The following is a 19,159-nucleotide window of genomic DNA, read 5'->3' on the forward strand; positions in this document are numbered from 1 at the left end:
CCGGCTCGAGCATCGCTTCTCTCCGCGTCATTGTCGCGGAAATCTTCGTACGGGTATCGACGTCCATCAGTCCCTCCTCAGCTAAATGGGGGGACCAGTTCTACATGTCGCTACCGGACCAGTTTTACATGTCGCCTGACACTCCGTTCTGGTGAAGTGCGCACAATCGATTTGATGAGCGCCAGATGACAGCCCTGGAAGTTGATGATTGCGTAAGCAGGTTTTGCTAACAAAATTTTTTTTTGTGGTGATCCAGCGATCATCAAACTCTCACGAAACGAGATGAAGGCAGGCTCCTCCAGTTTTACGTCCTCGACAGCCTCGCGCCAGAGGACAGCGCATATCCTTCACCGCATCACACCTCATTCGAGCGGCAAACAATCGAGTACCGATGGCGCGGCCGCACGTAGATGTCGCCCTGCCTGCCCGAGCTTTGCCTGCCCCTGAATGTCGGGCCGTCCCGCGAGTGAGAGCGCGGCGTCGATGACCGCGTCCGAGTGCCGCATGAGAACCACCAGCCCGGTACCACTTGGCCCGTTGCGTGCATCTATCCAGTTCTGAACGTCGGCATATTTGCTCCAGTTAACCGGAAATTGGGTTGATAATTTTCGCTACGAGCAGTGTTCTAAAAAGTCCGCTCAAGATTGATTTCTGCTGAAATGACGCCGCGAGCCTTGCATAGGTTCATTTTTGTTCCTATGAATGATTACATAGAAATTCATTCAGGAGAATGGCGTGGTAACGCAGCTTGCCTTGCAAGCGGATCAGGGCCGGGTTCTCTCGGAGGCCGTTGCGCGCGTCGCGACGTGCTGGAAATTGACCAATGACCAATTGGGCGCTGTCGTGGGCATTTCTGCCGCCACCGCGTCGCGTCTGCGTTCTGGCAGCTACCAAATTCAACGAGCCGAAAAGGCGTTCGAACTCGGGCAATATCTGGTCCGGCTGTTTCGTAGCCTCGACGCCCTTATGGGAAGCGATGATGCCGCGTCGATTTCTTGGCTGAAATCCGAGAATATCGATCTGGGCGGCAGACCGATCGTTCTGATCCGCTCCATTCGCGGCTTGAGCGACGTCGCCGACTATGTCGATGACTACCGCGCCCGCGTCTAACCGAACGCCGAAGCCCGAGCATTTTCGCGCCTACCGCGGAAAGCTCTGGCGGATCGTCGAGGCGCAGCATCGCATTTCGACGAACCGCCTTGCCGCCGGTGCCGACGATCAGGCTTTGCTTGAACAGCTGGTCGAAGAGGTGAAGCCGAGCCTGCCTGCGGCGGCTCGCCATCTTCACTATTTGCTCGCGATCCCGTTTCGCTACGGGCACATGAGCAGTTCGAGGTTCCGCCGGGCTGGCGAGAAGCCGGGCATTTTCTATGCGGCGGAGTCCATCGCCACGGCGATTGCCGAGATGGCCTATTGGCGGCTTCGCTTTTACTCGCGATCGCCCGGATTTCAGCCGCCGAATACGACTGTCGAGCATTCGGCGATCAGTGTGACCGTCGCGATCGATCGCCTGCTCGATCTCTGTGCGCCGCCTTATCTCGAAGCTGCGTCGCTTTGGATGGCGCCTGATGATTACTCGGCCTGCCAACTGTTCGCCGCCGAGGCGCGGGCGATCGATGCGCAGGCGATACGTTCTGCTTCGGTCCGCGACCTGCAGCACCGGGCAAATGTTGCGATACTCGAGGCATCGGCCTTCCGCGACCGGGCGCCGCGAAATGCGCAAACCTGGCATTTCCGATATGAGCAGGGGCAGCTGACCGCATTTGGGGCATTTCCGTCAAAGGAGCGCTTCAGCTTTTGTCCTTCGGATTTGGGGCTCTGATCGCGCCGAATTTAGTTACTTCTAGACTCGGCCGAAAGTGGGCGTGTTTAGGCATCAGGTGCCTCTTCGTCCGGCGCGCCCAGCGCAAGCCTGCCGAGCGGACTGACGACCGACCGAACGGTCTTCGTTGCGACATTGAACCGGATTGTCTGAAAACGGCCATTGTCGCGTGAATGGGACGCCACAGTGCAGCGCGGCGCCGTTTCTCTGCCTACGGCAGAATCGCCTGATAACGTGGGTCCAAATTAATTGCCTGTTGTTCGTCGGCGCTGGCGCGCTTGGCGTCGCCATATTTCCGAAGCAGCACACTGCGGTTGTAATAGGCGCGCGCCGACTTTGGCGACAGTTGTACCGCACGGTCAAGGTCGGCGAGCGCGGCCTCGCTGTCGCCTTGGCTATCATGCGCGAGGCCGCGGTTGAGATAGGCGACCGAAAGATTCGGCGCGACGGCGATCGCCTCGCCGAACGCCGCGATCGCCTTGTCGAGATTGCCGTCCCAGGCCTGTTTGAGGCCATCGGAAAGATAGGCATCTGCCTGGTGTCGTACCGATTTGGGAGCCTTGTCGGCGAGCTTCTGGCAACGCGCCAAGGCTTGGCGCGGGTCGTTCACCGTGCAGGCGTTCCAGTCGCCGCGGCCGATCGGCCGACTTTTCGAAATGCGCGTGCCGGTGACAACGACGTCTCGATCGTTGCGCGAATATTCGTCAGCCGACACGACCGAATAATTGGCGGCCGGAGCATCCTGCACCTCGGCCGCCGATCTTGCCCGTCCTTGGACAGACCTGGCTGCGGGCCCTTCGGCACGCATCGCCGGCGGCGGGGGCGGTGCGATAGGTTTGGCCTGCGCGATCTCGATGCGCTTGCTCGTCGGGGCCACCTCGCCCAGACGGGAGGCAGGCGGGGCGACCTTGGCTGAGACGGCTGCGGTGACGGGCGGCGCCGCCGCCGGACCTGCGGCCGGTGCCGCGGTGATGTCGCGCTTGGCGGCAGGCGCCTCGACTTTCGTTTCCGGCACAACCTGCTCGTCGGCTGCCGGCGTGACGGGAAGCGGATCCGTAAAGGCGAAGGGCAGGCCGATCGCGGCGACCAGCGCTGCGGCGGTCAGCAGCCCGGCCTGTGGCCGCTGAAGCTTTTTCCACCAGGATGCCGCCATACGCTGCGGCCTGAGCGTCGGAACGGGAGCGCCGTCGAAGCGCGCGAGCGCCCCGGCGATCGCGGCCTCGCGCGGTTTCGGCGCAGCTGGCGGCGGATCGGGCAACATCGCCCGGATGTCGTCGTCGCCGGTCATCGACGTTTTCCGTCGGTCGGCAGGCCTTCGCAGCCGTCTGGACTATGAGGAAAGGGCATCGGCATTATCTTGCTTATACGCACAATTGCCTGGTGGTCGATACGGCGACGCTTGCGCCGAAGCGCCGCCGTATCGTAGTCTATCCGCGCTATTGGTCGAGCCGCGCCATCGCGCCGGCTGTTTTCGCCGCGCGGACGAGATTAACCAGCTCCATGCGGTACCCGAACTCGTCACGCCCGCGCGCGTTGCCGACGATGCGGAGGACATCGTCCAGGGTCATCGGGCCATTGTATTTGCCGCCGCGGAGCAGTTCGGCGAAGGATGCGACCCCCACGGCGAAGCGCGCATCCTGCGGCGCATCTTCAAAGCGCGCGAACTCCACGCCGCGGTTGATCGGTGTCGAGATCAGCTGGCTCGTCCCCGATTTCGGCAGTTTGTAGCGGATCTTGACGAAGCCATATTCGCCCGCGCGGCCCGCATCGGCGATCTGCGCGGTCGGCTTGGCATAGCGCAGACCGCCGATCGCGCGGGCCCCGCCGACGGGTACGATCTCGTAAATCGCGGTCACCGTCTGGCCCGAACCGACATCGCCGGCGTCGACCTTGTCATTGTCGAAGTCCTCGCGCTTCAGTATCCGCGTCTCATATCCGACGAGCCGATATTCGGCGACGGTCGCCGGGTTGAACTCGACCTGGATCTTCACATCCTTAGCTATCGGAAAAAGCGTCGAGGTCGCTTCGTCGACGAGCGTTTTTCGCGCCTCGGCGAGCGTGTCGATATAGGCGGCCGCGCCATTGCCGTTCTGGGCCAGTGTCTGCATCAACGCGTCGTTGTAGTTGCCCATGCCGAAGCCGAGCACCGACAGGAAAATGCCCTTGCTGCGCTCGCGCTCGATATAACCCTTCAGCTCGTTCTGGTCGGTGATGCCGACGTTGAAATCGCCGTCAGTCGCCAGAATGACGCGGTTGACGCCGCGCGGATCAAGATTGCGTTCGGCGAGCGCATAGGCCTGGCGAATGCCTTCGGCCCCCGCGGTGCTGCCACCAGCGCCAAGTTGGTCGAGCACCGCCAGGATCTTGCCCTTCTGACTCGCCGGGGTCGGCTCGAGCGCGGTGCCCGCGCTGCCGGCATAGGTGACGATCGAGACCCGGTCGTTGCCATCGAGCTGTTCGAGCAGCATCGTGAGCGACTGTTTGACCAACGGCAGCTTGGCGGGATCGTTCATCGAACCCGAGGTATCGACAAGAAAGACGAGGTTCGCGCGCGGCCGCGTTTCGCGCCCGATCGCAAAGCCTTTGATGCCGACGCGCACCAACTTGCGTCCCTCGGTCCACGGACTGGGGAACACCGCGACATTGGTGCTGAACGGCCGCTCGGCGCTTTGCGGCGCGGCATAATCATAAGGGAAATAGTTGACCAGTTCCTCGGTGCGCACCGCCGCAGGCTGGGGCAGCGTGTTGCGGCTGAGCGACGCGCGAACGAATGAATAGGAGGCGGTGTCGACGTCGATCGAAAAGGTCGACACGGGTTCGTCGAGGGCCACCTTGAACGCATTCTGCTCGGTCGCCGTGAATTTGTCGCGGCCCACGTCCTGATAAAAGGGTGTCGTCACATCAGCACGCGGCGCGACCGCGCGCACGTAGCTTCCCGTCGCGACCACTTTGCCAGCGGTTGGCGGCGGCGGTGCAGGTGAGATTCTTTCGGATGAGATTGCGGTGACCGCAGCCGGGGTATCCTGAAGATATTCCTGACGCACCCGCCCGGTAACGACCATATCGCGCGCCTCGTCGGTCTCGGCTCGCTGGGTGTTGACGACGATATTCGGGGACGGTGCCGCGGGGGACGACGCGACGTCTTGCGATTGGGAGCAGGCAGTGACGAGCGAGATTGACAGCCCTGCGGTGAGCATCAGATGGAAACGGGACATAGAAGGTCTCCCAGGCAACAGCGGTGCAAAATTGCCCGCATATTCCTGAGATGCGCGGGCGCCGGAAATCCTTGGCGGCCTTGCGAAAAAATTCGGAGAGATTTGAAGTTTAGTCTTCCGTGCCTTCTTTGGGCGCAATCTGGCGCCGAATCTCATGCATCCGCCACGACACCGTCGCTTCGGCGATTCCCAGGACCTGTGCGGCTTCGCCATGCGTCAACTGTTGGCCCGCGACGAGGATCGCCGTGTCACGAAGCTCGGGCTTCAGCCGCGAAATCGCGCTTTCGATCCAGATCGCGTCATAGAGATCGCGCCCGTCCGGCCCATTCGTCAGCCCCGCCATGACGCTCAGCTTGTCGGCGAAGCGCGAGAAAGCCGAACGACGCCGGCGAAAATCACGGCAGGCGTTGAAGACGATGCTGCATAGCCATGTCGTAAACTTGGCGTCACCGCGAAAGTCGCCAAGCCTTTCAGCGAGGATGCAACAGACGTCCTGCGCGATATCGTCGGCGTCGGCGCGCGACCCCGTCAACTGCCAGGCGAGGCCGTGGATGCGGTCATAATGGCGCTGAAGCAGTGCGGCGAAGGCATCGCGGTCGCCGGCAATCGCCGCCTTTACGATATTTGGATCGTTGCCGACCGCCATATGTCAGCGGCGTATGCGCTGCGGGCAATCGGGACTGTCAGCGAACGGGAAGCAACTCCCGGACCAAATATTTCCCCCGTATCGAGCCATTGCGATGGTTGTGCCTCAACGGCCGTGCGAAGGCTATAACATAGTTGGTCCGGTTTTTGGTTCGAGACCGACCACCGCTCCGAGCGGCCCTAGTTTTTCTCCACCAGTTCGCGCAGCAGGAAGGCGTGGAGCATTGCGGCGCGGACCGCGTCTTCGGCATGATCAGCCCCGACTGAATGGCCGCCCTCGATATATTCGTGGTAATAAACGCCGTTGCCGAGTTCTTTGAGCCGCGCGGCATATTTGCGCGCGTGGCCGGGGTGGACGCGGTCGTCCTTGGTCGACAGATAGAGAAAGATCGGCGGGTATTTCACGCCTTTGCGCAGCGCCTGATAGGGCGAATATTTCGACAGGAACGCCCAATCCTCTGGGACATCGGGATCGCCATATTCGGCCACCCATGACGCGCCGGCGAGCATCTTGTCGTACCGCCACATATCCTTGATCGGCGAACCCGAGATGACCGCGCCATAGAGGTCGGGGCGCTGCGTCATCGCCGCGCCGACGAGCACGCCGCCGTTCGAGCGGCCCGAGATGGCGATCTTCCCCTTGGCGCTGACCCCGGTCGCCACCAGATCCTCGGCCACCGCGTGGAGATCGTCGAAGCTGTTCTGGCGCTTTTCGCGCAGCGCCGCCTGATGCCAGGCCGGGCCATATTCGCCGCCGCCGCGGATATTGGCGAGGACATAGGCGTTGCCGCCCTCGACCCAGTAGAGCCCGAGCGGCCCGGCGCGGTAAGGCTGCCCGGTGAGATAGCCGGGCGTCTGCGCGGCGCGAAAGCCGCCATAGGCGTGGACGAGCGCGGGAACGGGACCGGCGGCGCCCTTCTTGCGGGCGAGGAAATAGGGAATTCTTGTGCCGTCCTTCGAGATCGCAAAGCGTTTCTCGACCGTCATCGCCTTGGCGTCGAAGGTCGCCGGCAGGCTCTGCACCGCTTTCGGCGTCTTGTCTTCAGACACCGCGTAAAGGGTCGGCGGCGTCAGCATCGTCTCGGCGGTGGCGAGCACGATGTCGCGCTTGCCGATCGTCCCGGCGATGCCGACGGTGGCGTTGGCAGCCAGTGGCACCTCCTTCTGGCTCCATTTGCTGGTGGCCGGGTCGCGGCGCAGCGCGAACAGCTTGCCCTCGACATCCTCGAGTGCCTTCACCCACAGGATGTTGTCGGTGGCCGAGACGTTCTCGATCGCCTGCGCCTTGGTCGGGGTCATCGCGGTGATGATGGGCACCTGGCGGTCGGCCGACATGTCGGCGAGCGACAGCGAGACGAGCGAGCCTGCGGGGATGTTTGCCCAATCCTGGTTCAGAAAGATCACCAGCTGGCCGTCGATGACGTCGCGGACGCTGGCGGTGTCGGGGACAATCGTCGAAATATAGCGCGAGGCATCGGCGTTCGGCAGCTTGATGTCGGCGGTGTAAAAGGTCTTGCCGCGGCTGATCATCGGCCAGCGCTTGTCGCCGTCGGTGAAGGCAAAGACGTTCATGCCGACGTCTTCGGCTTCCCCCTCCGCCACCGTTTCGGCCGACGCCAGCGGGGTGCCGCGTTTCCAGCGCTTGACGATGCGCGGATAGCCCGACGTCGTCATGCTGCCCGCGCCATAGTCGGTCGCGACGAGAAGGGTGTCGGCGTCCTCCCACGTCACGCTGCTCTTGGCCTGGGGAAGGATGAAACCGTCCGTGACGAAGCTTTTCGTCGGGCGATCCCATTCGCGCACGATGTCCGAATCGGTGCCGCCGGGGCTGAGCGAGATGAGGCAGCGGGTGTAGGCGGGGGCGAGGCAGTCGGCGCCGTGCCACACCCAGCTTTGCGCCTCCGCCTTGCCCAGCGCATCGACGTCGATCAGCGTCGTCCACACGGGCTTGCCGGCCAGATAGGCGTCGAGCGGGCTTTGCCGCCACAGTCCGCGCGGATTGGCGGCATCTCTCCAGAAATTGGTGATGCTGTTATCCATTACATCGCCAGGCATGGCGATCTGGCGATCGTCGTCGAGGATGGCGCGGGCGCGCTTGCGATCGGCCTCGAAACCGGGTCGGCCGACGATCAGCGCGTCGGTGGCGGTATTTTCCCGTTTGACCCAGTCGAGTGCTTTTTCGCCCTCAATGTCCTCGAGCCAGAGATAGGGATCGGCTTCCTGCGCGGCGGCGACCGCGGTGAACGAACAGCTGAGGGCAAGCGCGGCAAGGCTGGCGCGGATCATCAATATGTCTCCCATGGGGTGTGGTGACGCTGTGCTAGCATCACCAGACACCGGAGGGGAAGGCTCTACCCCGCGCTTCGTCATTGTGAGCGGAGCGGGCAGAAGGCGGCCGCAGGCCAACCAATCAGTGCGACTTACGCAGGCGCTGAATTGCCGCGTCGCTTCGCTCCTCGCAATGACGAGGAAGGTCTATTGATCGATGATGATCGTACCCGGGTGATGCTTGTCGAGGTGGCGCTTGATGATCTTCAGATTGCGCGAGTTCGAGCGGAAGAAGAGATCGAACGCATCGCCCACGAGCGGGATCGCGCCCAGTGTGGTATCGATGCCCAGATTGCCCGCCATCCGCCAGAGCTTCCACTTCGGCATGCCCAGGTTGCGCGCTTCCCAGATCAAATAAGCGCCCATCAGGCCGGCGATGACGTCGCCGACCACCGGCACCAGCCCGACAATCGCGTCGAGCCCGACCGGGCGGTTGATGCCGGGAATGACGAAGCTGCGTTCGAGCAGAATTTCCAGCGTCTCGACTCGCTTGCGCAGCGCCGCGGGGTCGGTGCGGTTCTCGACCAGGGCGTCGAAAATGGCGTCTGGATTGCGCGGCGAGGGGGCCATGGCGGTGCTTTCATAAAGCGCCACGACGGCGCCAAGGTTTTAGTTGGGAGCGGCGATCACATGATTCAATGGGTGCTGCGCGCGACCGTTGGCGCGCAGACCGGTCAGCCGCTGCGCCGCGACCGACCAGCGGAGCGGCGTCGCGAGCGGGATGAAGGGGGTGTAGCGCGTCAGGACAATTTCTGCTTCGACCAATTGCTCGGCGCGCTGGCCGATATCGATGTTGCGCATCGTTTGCTCGATGAGGCCTTGCGCTTCGCGATTGCACAGGGTGTCGCGCCGACACGACAGGCGGCGCAGCGCCCACAGCGGATCGTCATTGGGCGCGACCTCGTCGATCAGCCGCAGGTCGGCGGTCGATGACATGGTGACGCGGCGGCTTGGCACGCCGATTGCGGCAAAATCGGCAGCCACATAGGCAAAGAGAATGCGTCCCCCTGGCGAGTCGGGCACTGCTATTCGAACCGGATCGATCTCGCGCCCCGCTGCCCGCCACGCGTCGACGACGCGTCTGGCCTGCGTCTGCCGCGATGCATCGTCATATTCCGCCCATGCCGGCAACATCGGCGCCGGTCCGCTATCGCGCGTGTGAACGTCGGGGCGGAGCGTCAGCTGTTCCTGCCACTCCTCCAGCCCAAATGCATCGACCAGTCGCTCGCGCCGGATCGCACGGGCCAAGGCGTCGCGATTGGTGTCGGTCGCCAGAAAGCCTTCGGCGCGGACAAAGCTCAATCCAAACAGACCGGGAGCGGGATCGACCACCAGCCGCGACCGCGCGATGTTCGACGCGGCGAAATAGGGGAGGGTGGAAAACCGGCCGCCGACCACGCCATCGGCATAGCCATTCTTGAACCGCGCTAACGCCCCGGCGGGGGAGGTACCGACGAGTTCGATCGATGCGGCAGGATCGTTCGCTGCTGCTTCGGCAGCCTCCGCGTCTTCGGCCAGCGGATCGGGAACGGGCGACAGCAAGATCGCGCGCCCGATCTTGCGCGCGCGCATCGGTCCCCAGCCCATGCCCTTGTTGACGATCGCCATCGACGGCTGCGCCAGCAGCTCGAGGATCGCGGGCTGCGACACCGACAGGCGGATTTCGATCACCGTCTCGGTCATCGCTCGGATCGTCTCGATCTCCGGAAAGTCGTTTTTGAGCATGTGGCGGCTCGCGGGCGCCAGATAGGTCCGCAGGATCGCCGCGACGTCCTTTGCGGTTACCTTGCGACCGTTGCTCCATTTTGCTTCGCGCAGACGAAAGATATAGCTCCGCCCATCCGTGGTGACGGTCCAGCGGTCGGCAAGGCCGGTGTCGATCTGTCCCTCGCCATCATAGCTGACCAGCCCTTGCGAGGTGGCGTCGAGCAGCGCGGCATTGGTCGCGGACAGCTCGCCGTTTAGCGGGTTGGCGGCGGGATTGATCGACCCCATCGCGGCAATCCGCACCGGCCCACGTTCGCCGAGCAGGCCGCAGCTGCCCAGCGAAAGCAGTAGGAAGCCAGCGGCGGCGGCGTTCCGCGTCCAGTTCTGCGATCGGTTGATTGTCGGCAACATTGCCGCCATCATAGACATGCCGTGCAAATCCGAAAGTGGGCATGCGGCTTGCCGCGAGTTCAAAATAGGAATGCTGGTGCGGACGGCGGGACTTGAACCCGCATATCCAGAGGATGGCAGATTTTAAGTCTGCTGCGTCTACCGATTTCGCCACGTCCGCACGCGGTGCCGGTCAAGCCGAAGGACTGTTTCAGGTCAAGCGCTGTTTGCTGCTTCACCCGGCCCGGTCGCTCGGCTAGACGGCGTGGCATGACAACCGTTCTCGAAATTTCCGGCCTCGGAAAAACCTATAAAAGCGGTCACGTCGCGCTCAGTGATGTCGATCTTTCGATCAACAAAGGCGAGATTTTCGCCCTGCTCGGGCCGAATGGCGCGGGCAAGACAACGCTGATCAGCATCGTCTGCGGCATTGTCACCGCCAGCGCGGGTACGGTGACGGTTGCGGGGCATGATCATGCGCGTGACTATCGCGCCGCGCGGACGATGATCGGGCTGGTGCCGCAGGAACTGCACACCGATGCGTTCGAAACGGTGCTGGCGACGGTCAGCTTCTCGCGCGGGTTGTTCGGCAAACCGCGCGACCCCGGCTTCATCGAGCAATTGCTGCGCGACCTGTCGCTGTGGGACAAGCGCAATTCCAAGATCATGGAGCTGTCGGGCGGCATGAAGCGCCGCGTGATGATCGCCAAGGCGCTGAGCCATGAGCCCGACATCCTGTTCCTCGACGAGCCGACCGCAGGGGTCGATGTCGAGCTGCGCCGCGATATGTGGCAGATGGTTCATGGACTGCGCGAGCGCGGCGTGACGATCATCCTGACCACCCATTATATCGAAGAGGCCGAGGAAATGGCCGACCGCGTTGGGGTGATCAGCAAGGGGCGGTTGATCCTGGTCGAGGAAAAGCACGCGCTGATCAAGAAATTGGGGCGCAAGACGCTGACGCTTAACCTCGCCGAGCCGCTCGTGACCGTGCCGGCCGAACTGGCCGACTGGAAGTTGGCACTGACGGGCGACGGGCATGAATTGGTCTATGAATTCGACAGTCAGGCCGAAGCGACCGGCGTGCCGTCGCTGCTGCGGCGGATGAGCGACATCGGCATCGCTTTCAAGGATCTGCATACCAAACAAAGCTCGCTCGAGGATATCTTTGTCGGGCTTGTCCATGAAACCAAGGGAGAGGCCGCATGACCGCGAACTGGCGCGGCGTGCGCGCGATCTATGCGTTTGAACTCGCGCGCTTCGGGCGCACCGTCTGGACCAGTCTGGCGCTGCCGGTGATCACTACGGCGCTCTACTTTGTGGTGTTCGGATCGGCGATCGGCGGCCGGATGAGTGAGGTTGGCGGGGTGCCTTATGGCGCCTTCATCGTCCCCGGGCTGATGATGCTGACGATGTTCACCGAAAGCATCAGCAACGCCTCGTTCGGTATCTATATGCCGAAATGGACCGGGACGATCTACGAGATGTTGTCGGCGCCGCTGTCACCGCTGGAAACGGTGATCGCCTATGTCGGCGCGGCGGCGACCAAGTCGGTGATCATCGGCGCAATCATCTTTGCTACCGCACATCTCTTCGTCGATGTACAGGTCGCGCATCCGCTGCTGATGGTCTGCTTCATGCTGTTGATGGCGGTCACATTCTGCCTGTTCGGTTTCATCATCGGCATCTGGGCGCAAAGCTTCGAGCAGCTGCAGGTGATCCCGATGCTCGTGATCTATCCGCTCACCTTTTTGGGCGGCGCCTTTTACTCGCTCGATATGCTGCCCGCAGCGTGGCGGACGGTGACGCTGTTCAATCCGGTGGTCTATCTGATCAGCGGCTTCCGCTGGACCTTCTTCGGAAAAGGCGACGTCGGCATCGAGGTCAGCATGGCCGCGGTTGCGCTGTTCTTTGCACTGTGCCTGGGCGTGATCTTCTGGGTGTTCCGGACCGGCTATCGATTGAAGAACTGACCGTCGCCAGCGATGCCGGAACAGCGCTGGCGGACGATGCCAGCCGTCATCGCGGCGCCGATGAAGCCCACACGCGAATTTTCGGACGATCGATATCATCGGGCGAATAGGACGCGAAAGTTAACGCCGGCGAGTGGGGCTGGCGTTGCCGTGACCGACGCTTTCAGTCGTTCAGCCGCTCGCGCATTTCCTTGCCGGGTTTGAAATAAGGCACATTCTTGGCCTTCACTTCGACCGACGCACCCGTGCGCGGATTGCGGCCGGTGCGTGATTCGCGCGCCCGGGTCGAGAACGCGCCAAAGCCGCGCAGCTCGACGCGGCCCCCCGCCGCCAGCTGCTCGACGATGGAATCGAAAAACGTATCGACGATGCGTTCGACTTCGTCGACGCGCAAATCGCTGTTTTCGCTCGCGATCTTTTGAACCAGTTCTGACCGGATCATCTGCTTCCCCTAGTTATAAGTCACGCATCTCCCGCCGAAGCAGGCGTCCGGTCGTTGCCGGTCCATTGTTTGCGCGAGACCCCTCCCAACGCGCGCGGAAGGTATCATGAATCACTGTCTGGTCAAAATATATCACTGAAAGAAAAAGGCCCGCAGAGGGACACTCTGCGGGCCTTTAATTTCACCTGACGGCGGAGAGAAGAATTAATCCTTCTTGCCGGCCTTCAGCGCTTCGCCGAGGATGTCGCCGAGCGAGGCGCCTGAGTCCGACGAACCATATTGTTCGACGGCTTGCTTCTCTTCGGCGATCTGCATCGCCTTGACCGAGAAGTTCGGTTTTTTCGAACGGTCGAAGCCGATGACCATTGCATCGAACTTCTGACCGACCTGGTAACGCTCGGCACGCTGTTCGTCGCGGTCGCGGCCAAGGTCGGCGCGCTTGATGAAGCCGGTGGCGCCATCGTCGCCAGCCTGGACTTCGAGGCCGTTGTCGCGAACTTCGAGGACGGTGACGGTGACGACGTCGTTCTTCTTCACCGAACCCCCAGCGGCAACGCCGCCGCCAACGGCCGGAGCACCCTTTTCAAGCTGCTTGATTCCAAGGCTGATGCGTTCCTTCTCGACGTCGACGTCGAGCACGACAACCTGCACGGCCTCGCCCTTGCGGTGGAGGTGCAGCGCTTCTTCGCCCGAGATGCCCCAGGCGATGTCGGACATGTGGACCATGCCGTCGACGTCGCCGGGCAGGCCAACGAACAGACCGAATTCGGTCGCATTCTTGACTTCGCCTTCGACAACCGAGCCGACCGGGTGGGTGTCGGCGAATGCGCCCCAGGGGTTCGACTGAGCCTGCTTGAGGCCCAGCGAAATGCGGCGCTTGTCGCTGTCGACTTCGAGGACGATGACATCGACTTCCTGGCTCGTCGAAACGATTTTGCCGGGGTGGACGTTCTTCTTGACCCACGACATTTCGCTGACGTGAACCAGGCCTTCGATGCCGGCTTCGAGTTCGACGAAGGCACCGTAATCGGTGATGTTCGTGACCACACCCGACAGCTTCGCACCGACGGGATATTTGGCGGCAACGCCTTCCCACGGATCGCTTTCCAGCTGTTTCATGCCCAGGCTGATGCGCTGGGTGTCGCGGTTGATGCGGATGATCTGCACCTTGACGGTGTCACCGATGTTGATGACTTCGCTCGGGTGGTTGACGCGCTTGTAGCTCATGTCGGTGACGTGGAGCAGGCCGTCGATGCCGCCGAGGTCGACGAACGCACCATAATCGGTGATGTTTTTGACGGCGCCTTCGATGATCTGGCCTTCTTCCAGGTTCAGGATCAGGCCCGAACGCTGTTCAGCGCGCGTTTCTTCGAGAATGGCGCGGCGCGACACGACGATGTTGCCGCGGCGACGATCCATCTTGAGGATCTGGAAAGGCTGCGGCAGGTCCATCAGCGGGCCGACGTCGCGCACGGGGCGGATATCGACCTGCGAACCGGGCAGGAACGCCACGGCGCCGCCGAGGTCGACGGTGAAGCCGCCCTTGACGCGGCCAAAGATGACGCCTTCGACGCGCGCTTCCTTGTTGAATTCTTCTTCCAGGCGGTCCCAGGCGGCTTCGCGGCGGGCGCGGTCGCGGGACAGCATGGTTTCGCCATTGGCGTTTTCGACGCGGTCGACATAGACTTCGACTTCGTCACCGACTTTGATGTCGGCCTTCTGGCCCGGCATGGCGAATTCGCGCAGCGGCACGCGGCCTTCGCTCTTCAAACCGATGTCGATGACTGCCAGGTCGTTTTCGATCGCGGTGACGGTGCCCTTGACGACGCGGCCTTCAAAGCCGCCGTCCGCACCACCAAGCGATTCATTGAGCATCGCGGCGAAATCGTCGCGCGTCGGAAAAGCCGTAGTGGCCATAGAGATATATTCCTTACTTCATTTGTTCCGGCCAAGCGGTTGGTTCCGCTGGTCTTAATGGCCGATCTGTCCTGCTCGCCGGATGCGATGCAGAACATCCTTCGGACCAGTTCGGGCGGGGCAGGGGCAAAGCAGAAAGGGCGCGACGAGATTGCCTCGTCACGCCCGACGCCCGGTTGCGGGCGGCGGTTGTCCGTGCCTCGACCGGCTGAAAGGCCCGTCGGACCGGGCGCCTATAGTCCGCAAACCCCGCAAACGCAAGGTGGAAAGCCAGTTCAGCTGCGGCCGCTCCGGCGCGCTTCGACAAAGGCGATCGCCGCAGCAATCGCGGCGTCGCGGGGCATGTCGCTGTTGTCGAGCAGCATCGCGTCGGATGCGCGCAGCAGCGGCGCGTCGGCGCGGCCCGTGTCGCGGGCATCGCGGGCGTGAACATCTGCAAGCACCGCATCAAAAGTCACATCGACGCCGCGCCCCAGCATCTCGGCATGGCGGCGGTGGGCGCGCACGTCAGCGCTGGCGGTGACGAACAGCTTGGCATCAGCATGCGGTGCAATGACGGTTCCGATGTCGCGGCCGTCAAGGATGGCGCCGCCGGGCTGATTGGCGAAATCGACCTGCCGCTGAAACAGCGCGGCGCGCACCTGCGGATGAACCGACACCCGGCTGGCAAGGCCCCCGGTGGTTTCATAACGCAATGCGGGGTCGTCGAGCAGACTATCGGGGAAATCGCAGGCCGCCAGCGCGTCGGCGGCAATGTCGGCGTCGCCATGGTTCAGCTGCGTCTGATAACCGACCGCGCGGTAAAGCAGCCCGGTGTCGAGCACCGGCAGCCCGAAGTGTTCGGCGAGGGCGCGGGCAATCGTGCCCTTGCCCGATGCGGTGGGCCCGTCGACGGCGATGATCATTGCTGAAGGCCTGCGAGCAGGGCCTCGAAACTGGGGAAGCTGGTGGCGACGGGGGCGATGTCGTCGATCGACACCTGTGCCCCGCTCACAAGTCCGGCGACCGCAAAACTCATGCAGATCCGGTGGTCGAGGTGACCGGCGATCGTCGCGCCGCCGGGCAGCGGATCGCCCCCGGTGCCGTCGATGATCAGGCCGTCCTCGGTTTCGGTCACCCGCGCGCCAATGGCTTTCAGGCCGGTCGCCATGACGGCGATACGGTCGCTTTCCTTGACGCGCAGTTCTTCAAGCCCGGTGGTCGTGGTGCGGCCCTTTGCCAGCGCCGCGGCGACGAAAAGGATCGGGAACTCATCGATCATGCTGGGCGCGACCGCGGGATCGACATCCACGCCGGTGAGCATACTGTGGCGCACGCGCAGGTCGGCGACGGGCTCTCCGCCGACTTCGCGCGGATCGATCAATTCGATGTTGCCGCCCATCTGACGCAGCACGTCGATCAGCCCGGCGCGCGTCGGATTGAGCCCGACATTGGTGATGGTGACATCGGATCCGGGCACGAGCAGCGCCGCTACGATGAAGAACGCCGCCGACGACGGATCGCCAGGGACGACAATCGTCTGGGGCTTTAGTTCGGCCTCGCCGACAATGCGAATGTGACGGGTGCCGTCGGTATCGGTCTCTACGGTCAGGTCTGCACCGAACCCGCGCAGCATGCGTTCGCTGTGGTCGCGGGTGGGGACGGGTTCGATGACTTGTGTGATGCCCGGCGTATTGAGACCAGCAAGCAGCACCGCGCTCTTCACCTGCGCCGACGCGACCGGGAGGCGATAGGCAAGAGGGATGGCGGGGGCAAGGCCGCGGACCATCAGCGGCAGGCGGCCACCCGGCGACGAGGTGATGTCGGCGCCCATCTGCGCCAGCGGATCGATGACGCGGCCCATCGGGCGCCCCGACAGGCTGGCGTCGCCAATGAAGGTGGCGGTGATCGGATGGCTGGCAACGAGCCCCATCAGCAGCCGGGTCGAGGTGCCGCTGTTGCCCATGTCGAGCGCGCCCTGCGGCTGGATCAGCCCGCCGACCCCGACACCATGGATGCGCCATTCGCCGTCGGCGCGGCGTTCGATGGTGGCGCCCATAGCGCGCATCGCCGCCGCAGTGGCGAGCACGTCATGGCCTTCGAGCAGCCCGGTCACGCGGCTTTCTCCGACGGCAAGCGCCGAGAGCATCAGCGATCGGTGTGAGATGCTTTTATCACCCGGAATCGCAATCCGGCCCTTGAGCGGAACGGAGGCGGAAAAGCTGCGCGGGCGGGCGTTTTGATCGGTCATGGCGAGCGGCTTTTGACAGCGCCCTTACAATCTGGCAAGGCGCACGCCGATTTGATGGACGCCGCGCAGGCAGCCGTCGCTCTCCACACATTCTATTCTGTTTCCAGAAGGTTACGAGGCATATATGATCAAGGCTGAATGGGGCACGAAACGCAGCTGCCCGAAATGCGCCACGCGATTCTATGATTTGACGAAAGATGATCCGGTCAACTGCATCAATTGCGGTTATAACTGGATCCCGGAATCAGTGCTGAAATCGAAGCAGTCGACCCCGTTCGAGGTCGAAAAGCCCGGCAAGACGGTCAAGGAAGAGGTCGTCGTCGACGAGGATCTGGATCTGGACGTCGATGTCGACGAGGATAATGACTCGCCCGACAATGACGTCGACCTGGGCGGCGACGACGATCTGGGCGTTGCGACCGCGGATGACGACGACGTCGAAACCTGATTTTTGTTTCAAGGGGCCAAAAAGGCATCGTCGGATGCATTTGGCCCCTTGCATCAGCCGCCCGCACTGTTAAAGGCGGCAACCCGATCGCAGGCGCCACGATTGGCGGGGGCGATCGAATGAAGATGTGGGGCCTTAGCTCAGCTGGGAGAGCGCCTGCATGGCATGCAGGAGGTCAGCGGTTCGATCCCGCTAGGCTCCACCATTTTCACGCGCTACCTATTGAAAATAGGTGGTTATGCGGGGCAGCTAATAGCTGTCCCCTCATTCTTACCAACATTTGATTCGCGGTTAGGCTGGCCTTTCGCGTGCGCTTTGCGCTTGTCGGTCTGTTCGGGGGCCTGTGGTCCGCCCTCAAACTGGGACCAACGAGGCAAGAATCAGTTGCCTTTGAAAATTGGCAGCGATTGGCGGTCAATCAATGTGCCGCTGCCCTCGAAGTCCGGGGAAATCCTAACAATCAGCACCTTGCTGAAGTTCCTGCTCAGACCGAGTCGCACCACTTTATTTTGCTTGAAGGGAGTAATCGTCTTCACTTCGGTGAAATCATTGCCAAGGCAGCCATCGGAGACTTGCGCGTAATTTTTGTGCAGCCTGATGCCATAAGCGATCGCGCCATATAGTTCGCCGATGTCGCCATAGACCTGCAGATGACGACCGGTCAGACGAAAGTCCTGCGCGGTGCCGAGAAGGTCCTTGGAAGATAGGCACGAGGGACAGGTCGGCATCCGGGAAGTAGGCAAGCAGATGTTGCTGCTCATCGTGATAATTCAGCACGTCCCAGCTGATCCATTCGGCATCGTCCCATATCGCATTGTCCGGTCCCAGCATGCCGCAATCCAGAATGACTGACGGGCCGAAGCTAGCCGCAAAAGCTGAGGATCGTTGTAAGACGCTGCGAATCGTCTCACACCTCAAGCCGATAAACTGGACCGTTTCCGTCGAGGCGAAGCTCGTGGATCATGTCGATCCGCGTCCCATTCCAGTGATAGCGAAAATGCCGCCCTTGCACAGGGATGGCGACCACGTCGGGCCAGAACGCCGCCACGCATTCGCCGCCGGGGTTTCTGACCGATGGATAGACGATGCCGTTGCCGCCGTCGCTTCGCCGGTCGCGCGCATAGGCCTGCGAGGACGCATAATCGTCGGGTGCAAGCAGGGCTGCAAAGCCCGTACCCCTGATATCGTGCAACAGGGTCCCGACCGCGCCGACAAGCTCGCGCATGTCCGAAATCCAGCCAGGCTCGTCGCGACTGTCTCCCAGGCGCTGGGCCTGGTGAAAGGAAACCTCTGCCACTGCGGTTTCGAACTCGCGTGCAGCATAATAGGCACCGAAATGCCCGTCGTGGAAGCGGCCGGGTCGATCAGGCGAGCAATGCGTAAATGGCGCCATTACATAGCTCGCCCCGGCGCCGGCGACGCGGCGCGCCACGGGCACGAGATCGAGATTGCCGATCGTCTCGGCGATTCGGGGATTGGTCTTGGTTTCAGCCGCCGCGAGCAGCTCCCAATCTGCGGGATCGGCGAGATCTTCGAACAGGTCGATCGGCGGATATTTGCTCTCGATCAGCCGAACAGCCGACGGCCAGTCGACGGGGGACAGCGGCGGGTCGGCCATCCGAGCCTCACCAGGCGCTGCGGTAACTGTCGAGATAGCGGCGAACGCGCATGAGATCGGTGAGCTGCCCACCAAGCATCACCTCGAGTGCCGTTCGCTCGCCAAAGGCGCGGTTCGGCGCCTTGATCCAGCGATAGCCGCGGTCGGCCTCAGTATAGAGAAGTCGCAGCGCCTTATGGATACCGATCAGGTTCGACAAGCGCGCAGCAAGATCGACGTTCCAGCGGCCGTATTCGCCCTGTTTCCAGCGTTGATAGGTCCGTACTGCGATATCGCCAAGAAGGACTGCCGCTTGCGCATCGGTCACCCCCCAATGGTCGAACAGGCGGATCACGGCGCGCTGCATCGCCTGCACTTCCTCGGTCGAAAATTCGCGTGCCTGGGGCGGCACCGTGCCTTTGATAGCTACCAGCTGCATAAGAAC

General features: G+C 62.6%; 18 protein-coding genes and 2 tRNA genes. 6 read left to right on the forward strand and 14 right to left on the reverse strand.

The genetic code is table 11. From position 1 onward, the window contains the following. Positions 1–735: 735 nt before the first annotated feature. Positions 736–1,110 carry an MbcA/ParS/Xre antitoxin family protein gene (locus K0M74_RS02200; RefSeq protein WP_293967436.1) on the forward strand — a complete coding sequence of 125 codons (375 nt, stop codon included), beginning with the start codon at positions 736–738 and terminating at the stop codon, positions 1,108–1,110. Beyond that, positions 1,088–1,822: an RES family NAD+ phosphorylase gene (locus K0M74_RS02205; protein WP_293967438.1), complete on the forward strand. Its 735-nt coding sequence runs from the start codon at positions 1,088–1,090 to the stop codon at positions 1,820–1,822. Before K0M74_RS02200 ends, K0M74_RS02205 begins: the two co-directional genes overlap by 23 nt. Before the next feature lie 211 nt (positions 1,823–2,033). On the opposite strand, the gene K0M74_RS02210 is transcribed toward K0M74_RS02205, so the two are convergent. The 7 genes from K0M74_RS02210 to K0M74_RS02240 all read right to left on the reverse strand — a co-directional run bounded on the left by K0M74_RS02210 (position 2,034) and on the right by K0M74_RS02240 (position 10,288). After that, positions 2,034–3,110 carry a tetratricopeptide repeat protein gene (locus K0M74_RS02210; protein ID WP_293967440.1) on the reverse strand — a complete coding sequence of 359 codons (1,077 nt, stop codon included), beginning with the start codon at positions 3,108–3,110 and terminating at the stop codon, positions 2,034–2,036. A 148-nt stretch (positions 3,111–3,258) separates the two neighbouring features. Beyond that, a complete protein-coding gene (locus K0M74_RS02215) occupies positions 3,259–5,037 on the reverse strand; it encodes a VWA domain-containing protein (RefSeq protein WP_293967441.1) in 1,779 nt (592 codons plus the stop codon). A 109-nt stretch (positions 5,038–5,146) separates the two neighbouring features. Next, the gene (locus K0M74_RS02220; RefSeq protein ID WP_293967443.1) at positions 5,147–5,683 is read right to left on the reverse strand and encodes an RNA polymerase sigma factor; all 537 of its coding nucleotides are present in this window, start codon (positions 5,681–5,683) and stop codon (positions 5,147–5,149) included. 179 nt (positions 5,684–5,862) lie between these two features. Further along, a complete protein-coding gene (locus K0M74_RS02225) occupies positions 5,863–7,968 on the reverse strand; it encodes a prolyl oligopeptidase family serine peptidase (RefSeq protein WP_293967445.1) in 2,106 nt (701 codons plus the stop codon). A gap of 189 nt (positions 7,969–8,157) precedes the next feature. Next, complete coding sequence (locus K0M74_RS02230; RefSeq protein WP_293967446.1) at positions 8,158–8,580, reverse strand: DUF4112 domain-containing protein; 423 nt, start codon at positions 8,578–8,580, stop codon at positions 8,158–8,160. Between the two features lie 39 nt (positions 8,581–8,619). Continuing rightward, complete coding sequence (locus tag K0M74_RS02235; RefSeq protein WP_293967448.1) at positions 8,620–10,128, reverse strand: ABC transporter substrate-binding protein; 1,509 nt, start codon at positions 10,126–10,128, stop codon at positions 8,620–8,622. Between the two features lie 74 nt (positions 10,129–10,202). Beyond that, positions 10,203–10,288, reverse strand: a tRNA-Leu gene (locus tag K0M74_RS02240). Positions 10,289–10,377: 89 nt separating this feature from the next. Between K0M74_RS02240 and K0M74_RS02245 the strand changes: the two genes are divergently transcribed. After that, complete coding sequence (locus K0M74_RS02245; RefSeq protein ID WP_293967450.1) at positions 10,378–11,316, forward strand: ABC transporter ATP-binding protein; 939 nt, start codon at positions 10,378–10,380, stop codon at positions 11,314–11,316. Next, entirely contained in the window at positions 11,313–12,080 is a 768-nt protein-coding gene (locus K0M74_RS02250) for an ABC transporter permease (RefSeq protein WP_293967452.1), read from the forward strand. The genes K0M74_RS02245 and K0M74_RS02250 overlap by 4 nt, the downstream gene beginning before the upstream one ends. A 163-nt stretch (positions 12,081–12,243) precedes the next feature. Here K0M74_RS02250 and K0M74_RS02255 read toward each other — a convergent pair whose 3' ends face one another. The 4 genes from K0M74_RS02255 to aroA form a co-directional block, all read right to left on the reverse strand. Beyond that, entirely contained in the window at positions 12,244–12,522 is a 279-nt protein-coding gene (locus K0M74_RS02255; RefSeq protein WP_293967454.1) for an integration host factor subunit beta, read from the reverse strand. A gap of 204 nt (positions 12,523–12,726) precedes the next feature. Beyond that, positions 12,727–14,439, reverse strand: coding sequence for a 30S ribosomal protein S1 (gene rpsA, locus K0M74_RS02260; RefSeq protein ID WP_293967456.1), 1,713 nt, complete (start codon positions 14,437–14,439; stop codon positions 12,727–12,729). 275 nt (positions 14,440–14,714) lie between these two features. After that, entirely contained in the window at positions 14,715–15,344 is a 630-nt protein-coding gene (locus tag K0M74_RS02265) for a (d)CMP kinase (protein WP_293967458.1), read from the reverse strand. Continuing rightward, positions 15,341–16,669 carry a 3-phosphoshikimate 1-carboxyvinyltransferase gene (gene aroA / locus K0M74_RS02270; protein WP_293967460.1) on the reverse strand — a complete coding sequence of 443 codons (1,329 nt, stop codon included), beginning with the start codon at positions 16,667–16,669 and terminating at the stop codon, positions 15,341–15,343. The genes K0M74_RS02265 and aroA overlap by 4 nt, the downstream gene beginning before the upstream one ends. Before the next feature lie 124 nt (positions 16,670–16,793). Between aroA and K0M74_RS02275 the strand changes: the two genes are divergently transcribed. Continuing rightward, positions 16,794–17,117 carry a TIGR02300 family protein gene (locus K0M74_RS02275; RefSeq protein ID WP_088443506.1) on the forward strand — a complete coding sequence of 108 codons (324 nt, stop codon included), beginning with the start codon at positions 16,794–16,796 and terminating at the stop codon, positions 17,115–17,117. A gap of 129 nt (positions 17,118–17,246) precedes the next feature. Further along, positions 17,247–17,322, forward strand: a tRNA-Ala gene (locus tag K0M74_RS02280). A 175-nt stretch (positions 17,323–17,497) separates the two neighbouring features. On the opposite strand, the gene K0M74_RS02285 is transcribed toward K0M74_RS02280, so the two are convergent. The 3 genes from K0M74_RS02285 to K0M74_RS02295 all read right to left on the reverse strand — a co-directional run bounded on the left by K0M74_RS02285 (position 17,498) and on the right by K0M74_RS02295 (position 19,081). Further along, positions 17,498–17,878, reverse strand: a complete 381-nt coding sequence (locus K0M74_RS02285) for a hypothetical protein (protein ID WP_293967462.1) — start codon at positions 17,876–17,878, stop codon at positions 17,498–17,500. 146 nt (positions 17,879–18,024) lie between these two features. Continuing rightward, on the reverse strand, positions 18,025–18,735 hold the full coding sequence (locus K0M74_RS02290) for an RES family NAD+ phosphorylase (RefSeq protein ID WP_293967464.1): 711 nt from the start codon (positions 18,733–18,735) through the stop codon (positions 18,025–18,027). A 7-nt stretch (positions 18,736–18,742) separates the two neighbouring features. After that, the gene (locus tag K0M74_RS02295) at positions 18,743–19,081 is read right to left on the reverse strand and encodes an MbcA/ParS/Xre antitoxin family protein (RefSeq protein WP_366932626.1); all 339 of its coding nucleotides are present in this window, start codon (positions 19,079–19,081) and stop codon (positions 18,743–18,745) included. Positions 19,082–19,159: the final 78 nt, after the last annotated feature.

The organism is Sphingopyxis sp. (assembly GCF_019459305.1).
Classification (GTDB): Bacteria; Pseudomonadota; Alphaproteobacteria; order Sphingomonadales; family Sphingomonadaceae; genus Sphingopyxis.

Coding starts and splice junctions, on each gene's coding strand:
- K0M74_RS02235 (WP_293967448.1), bottom strand. CDS start 10,128: ATGTTGCCGACAATCAACCGATCGCAGAACTGGACGCGGAACGCCGCC.
- K0M74_RS02230 (WP_293967446.1), bottom strand. CDS start 8,580: ATGGCCCCCTCGCCGCGCAATCCAGACGCCATTTTCGACGCCCTGGTC.
- K0M74_RS02265 (WP_293967458.1), bottom strand. CDS start 15,344: ATGATCATCGCCGTCGACGGGCCCACCGCATCGGGCAAGGGCACGATT.
- K0M74_RS02215 (WP_293967441.1), bottom strand. CDS start 5,037: ATGTCCCGTTTCCATCTGATGCTCACCGCAGGGCTGTCAATCTCGCTC.
- K0M74_RS02220 (WP_293967443.1), bottom strand. CDS start 5,683: ATGGCGGTCGGCAACGATCCAAATATCGTAAAGGCGGCGATTGCCGGC.
- K0M74_RS02295 (WP_366932626.1), bottom strand. CDS start 19,081: ATGCAGCGCGCCGTGATCCGCCTGTTCGACCATTGGGGGGTGACCGAT.
- K0M74_RS02245 (WP_293967450.1), top strand. CDS start 10,378: ATGACAACCGTTCTCGAAATTTCCGGCCTCGGAAAAACCTATAAAAGC.
- K0M74_RS02250 (WP_293967452.1), top strand. CDS start 11,313: ATGACCGCGAACTGGCGCGGCGTGCGCGCGATCTATGCGTTTGAACTC.
- K0M74_RS02285 (WP_293967462.1), bottom strand. CDS start 17,878: ATGAGCAGCAACATCTGCTTGCCTACTTCCCGGATGCCGACCTGTCCC.
- rpsA (WP_293967456.1), bottom strand. CDS start 14,439: ATGGCCACTACGGCTTTTCCGACGCGCGACGATTTCGCCGCGATGCTC.
- K0M74_RS02210 (WP_293967440.1), bottom strand. CDS start 3,110: ATGACCGGCGACGACGACATCCGGGCGATGTTGCCCGATCCGCCGCCA.
- K0M74_RS02205 (WP_293967438.1), top strand. CDS start 1,088: ATGACTACCGCGCCCGCGTCTAACCGAACGCCGAAGCCCGAGCATTTT.
- K0M74_RS02290 (WP_293967464.1), bottom strand. CDS start 18,735: ATGGCCGACCCGCCGCTGTCCCCCGTCGACTGGCCGTCGGCTGTTCGG.
- K0M74_RS02225 (WP_293967445.1), bottom strand. CDS start 7,968: ATGATCCGCGCCAGCCTTGCCGCGCTTGCCCTCAGCTGTTCGTTCACC.
- K0M74_RS02255 (WP_293967454.1), bottom strand. CDS start 12,522: ATGATCCGGTCAGAACTGGTTCAAAAGATCGCGAGCGAAAACAGCGAT.
- K0M74_RS02275 (WP_088443506.1), top strand. CDS start 16,794: ATGATCAAGGCTGAATGGGGCACGAAACGCAGCTGCCCGAAATGCGCC.
- aroA (WP_293967460.1), bottom strand. CDS start 16,669: ATGACCGATCAAAACGCCCGCCCGCGCAGCTTTTCCGCCTCCGTTCCG.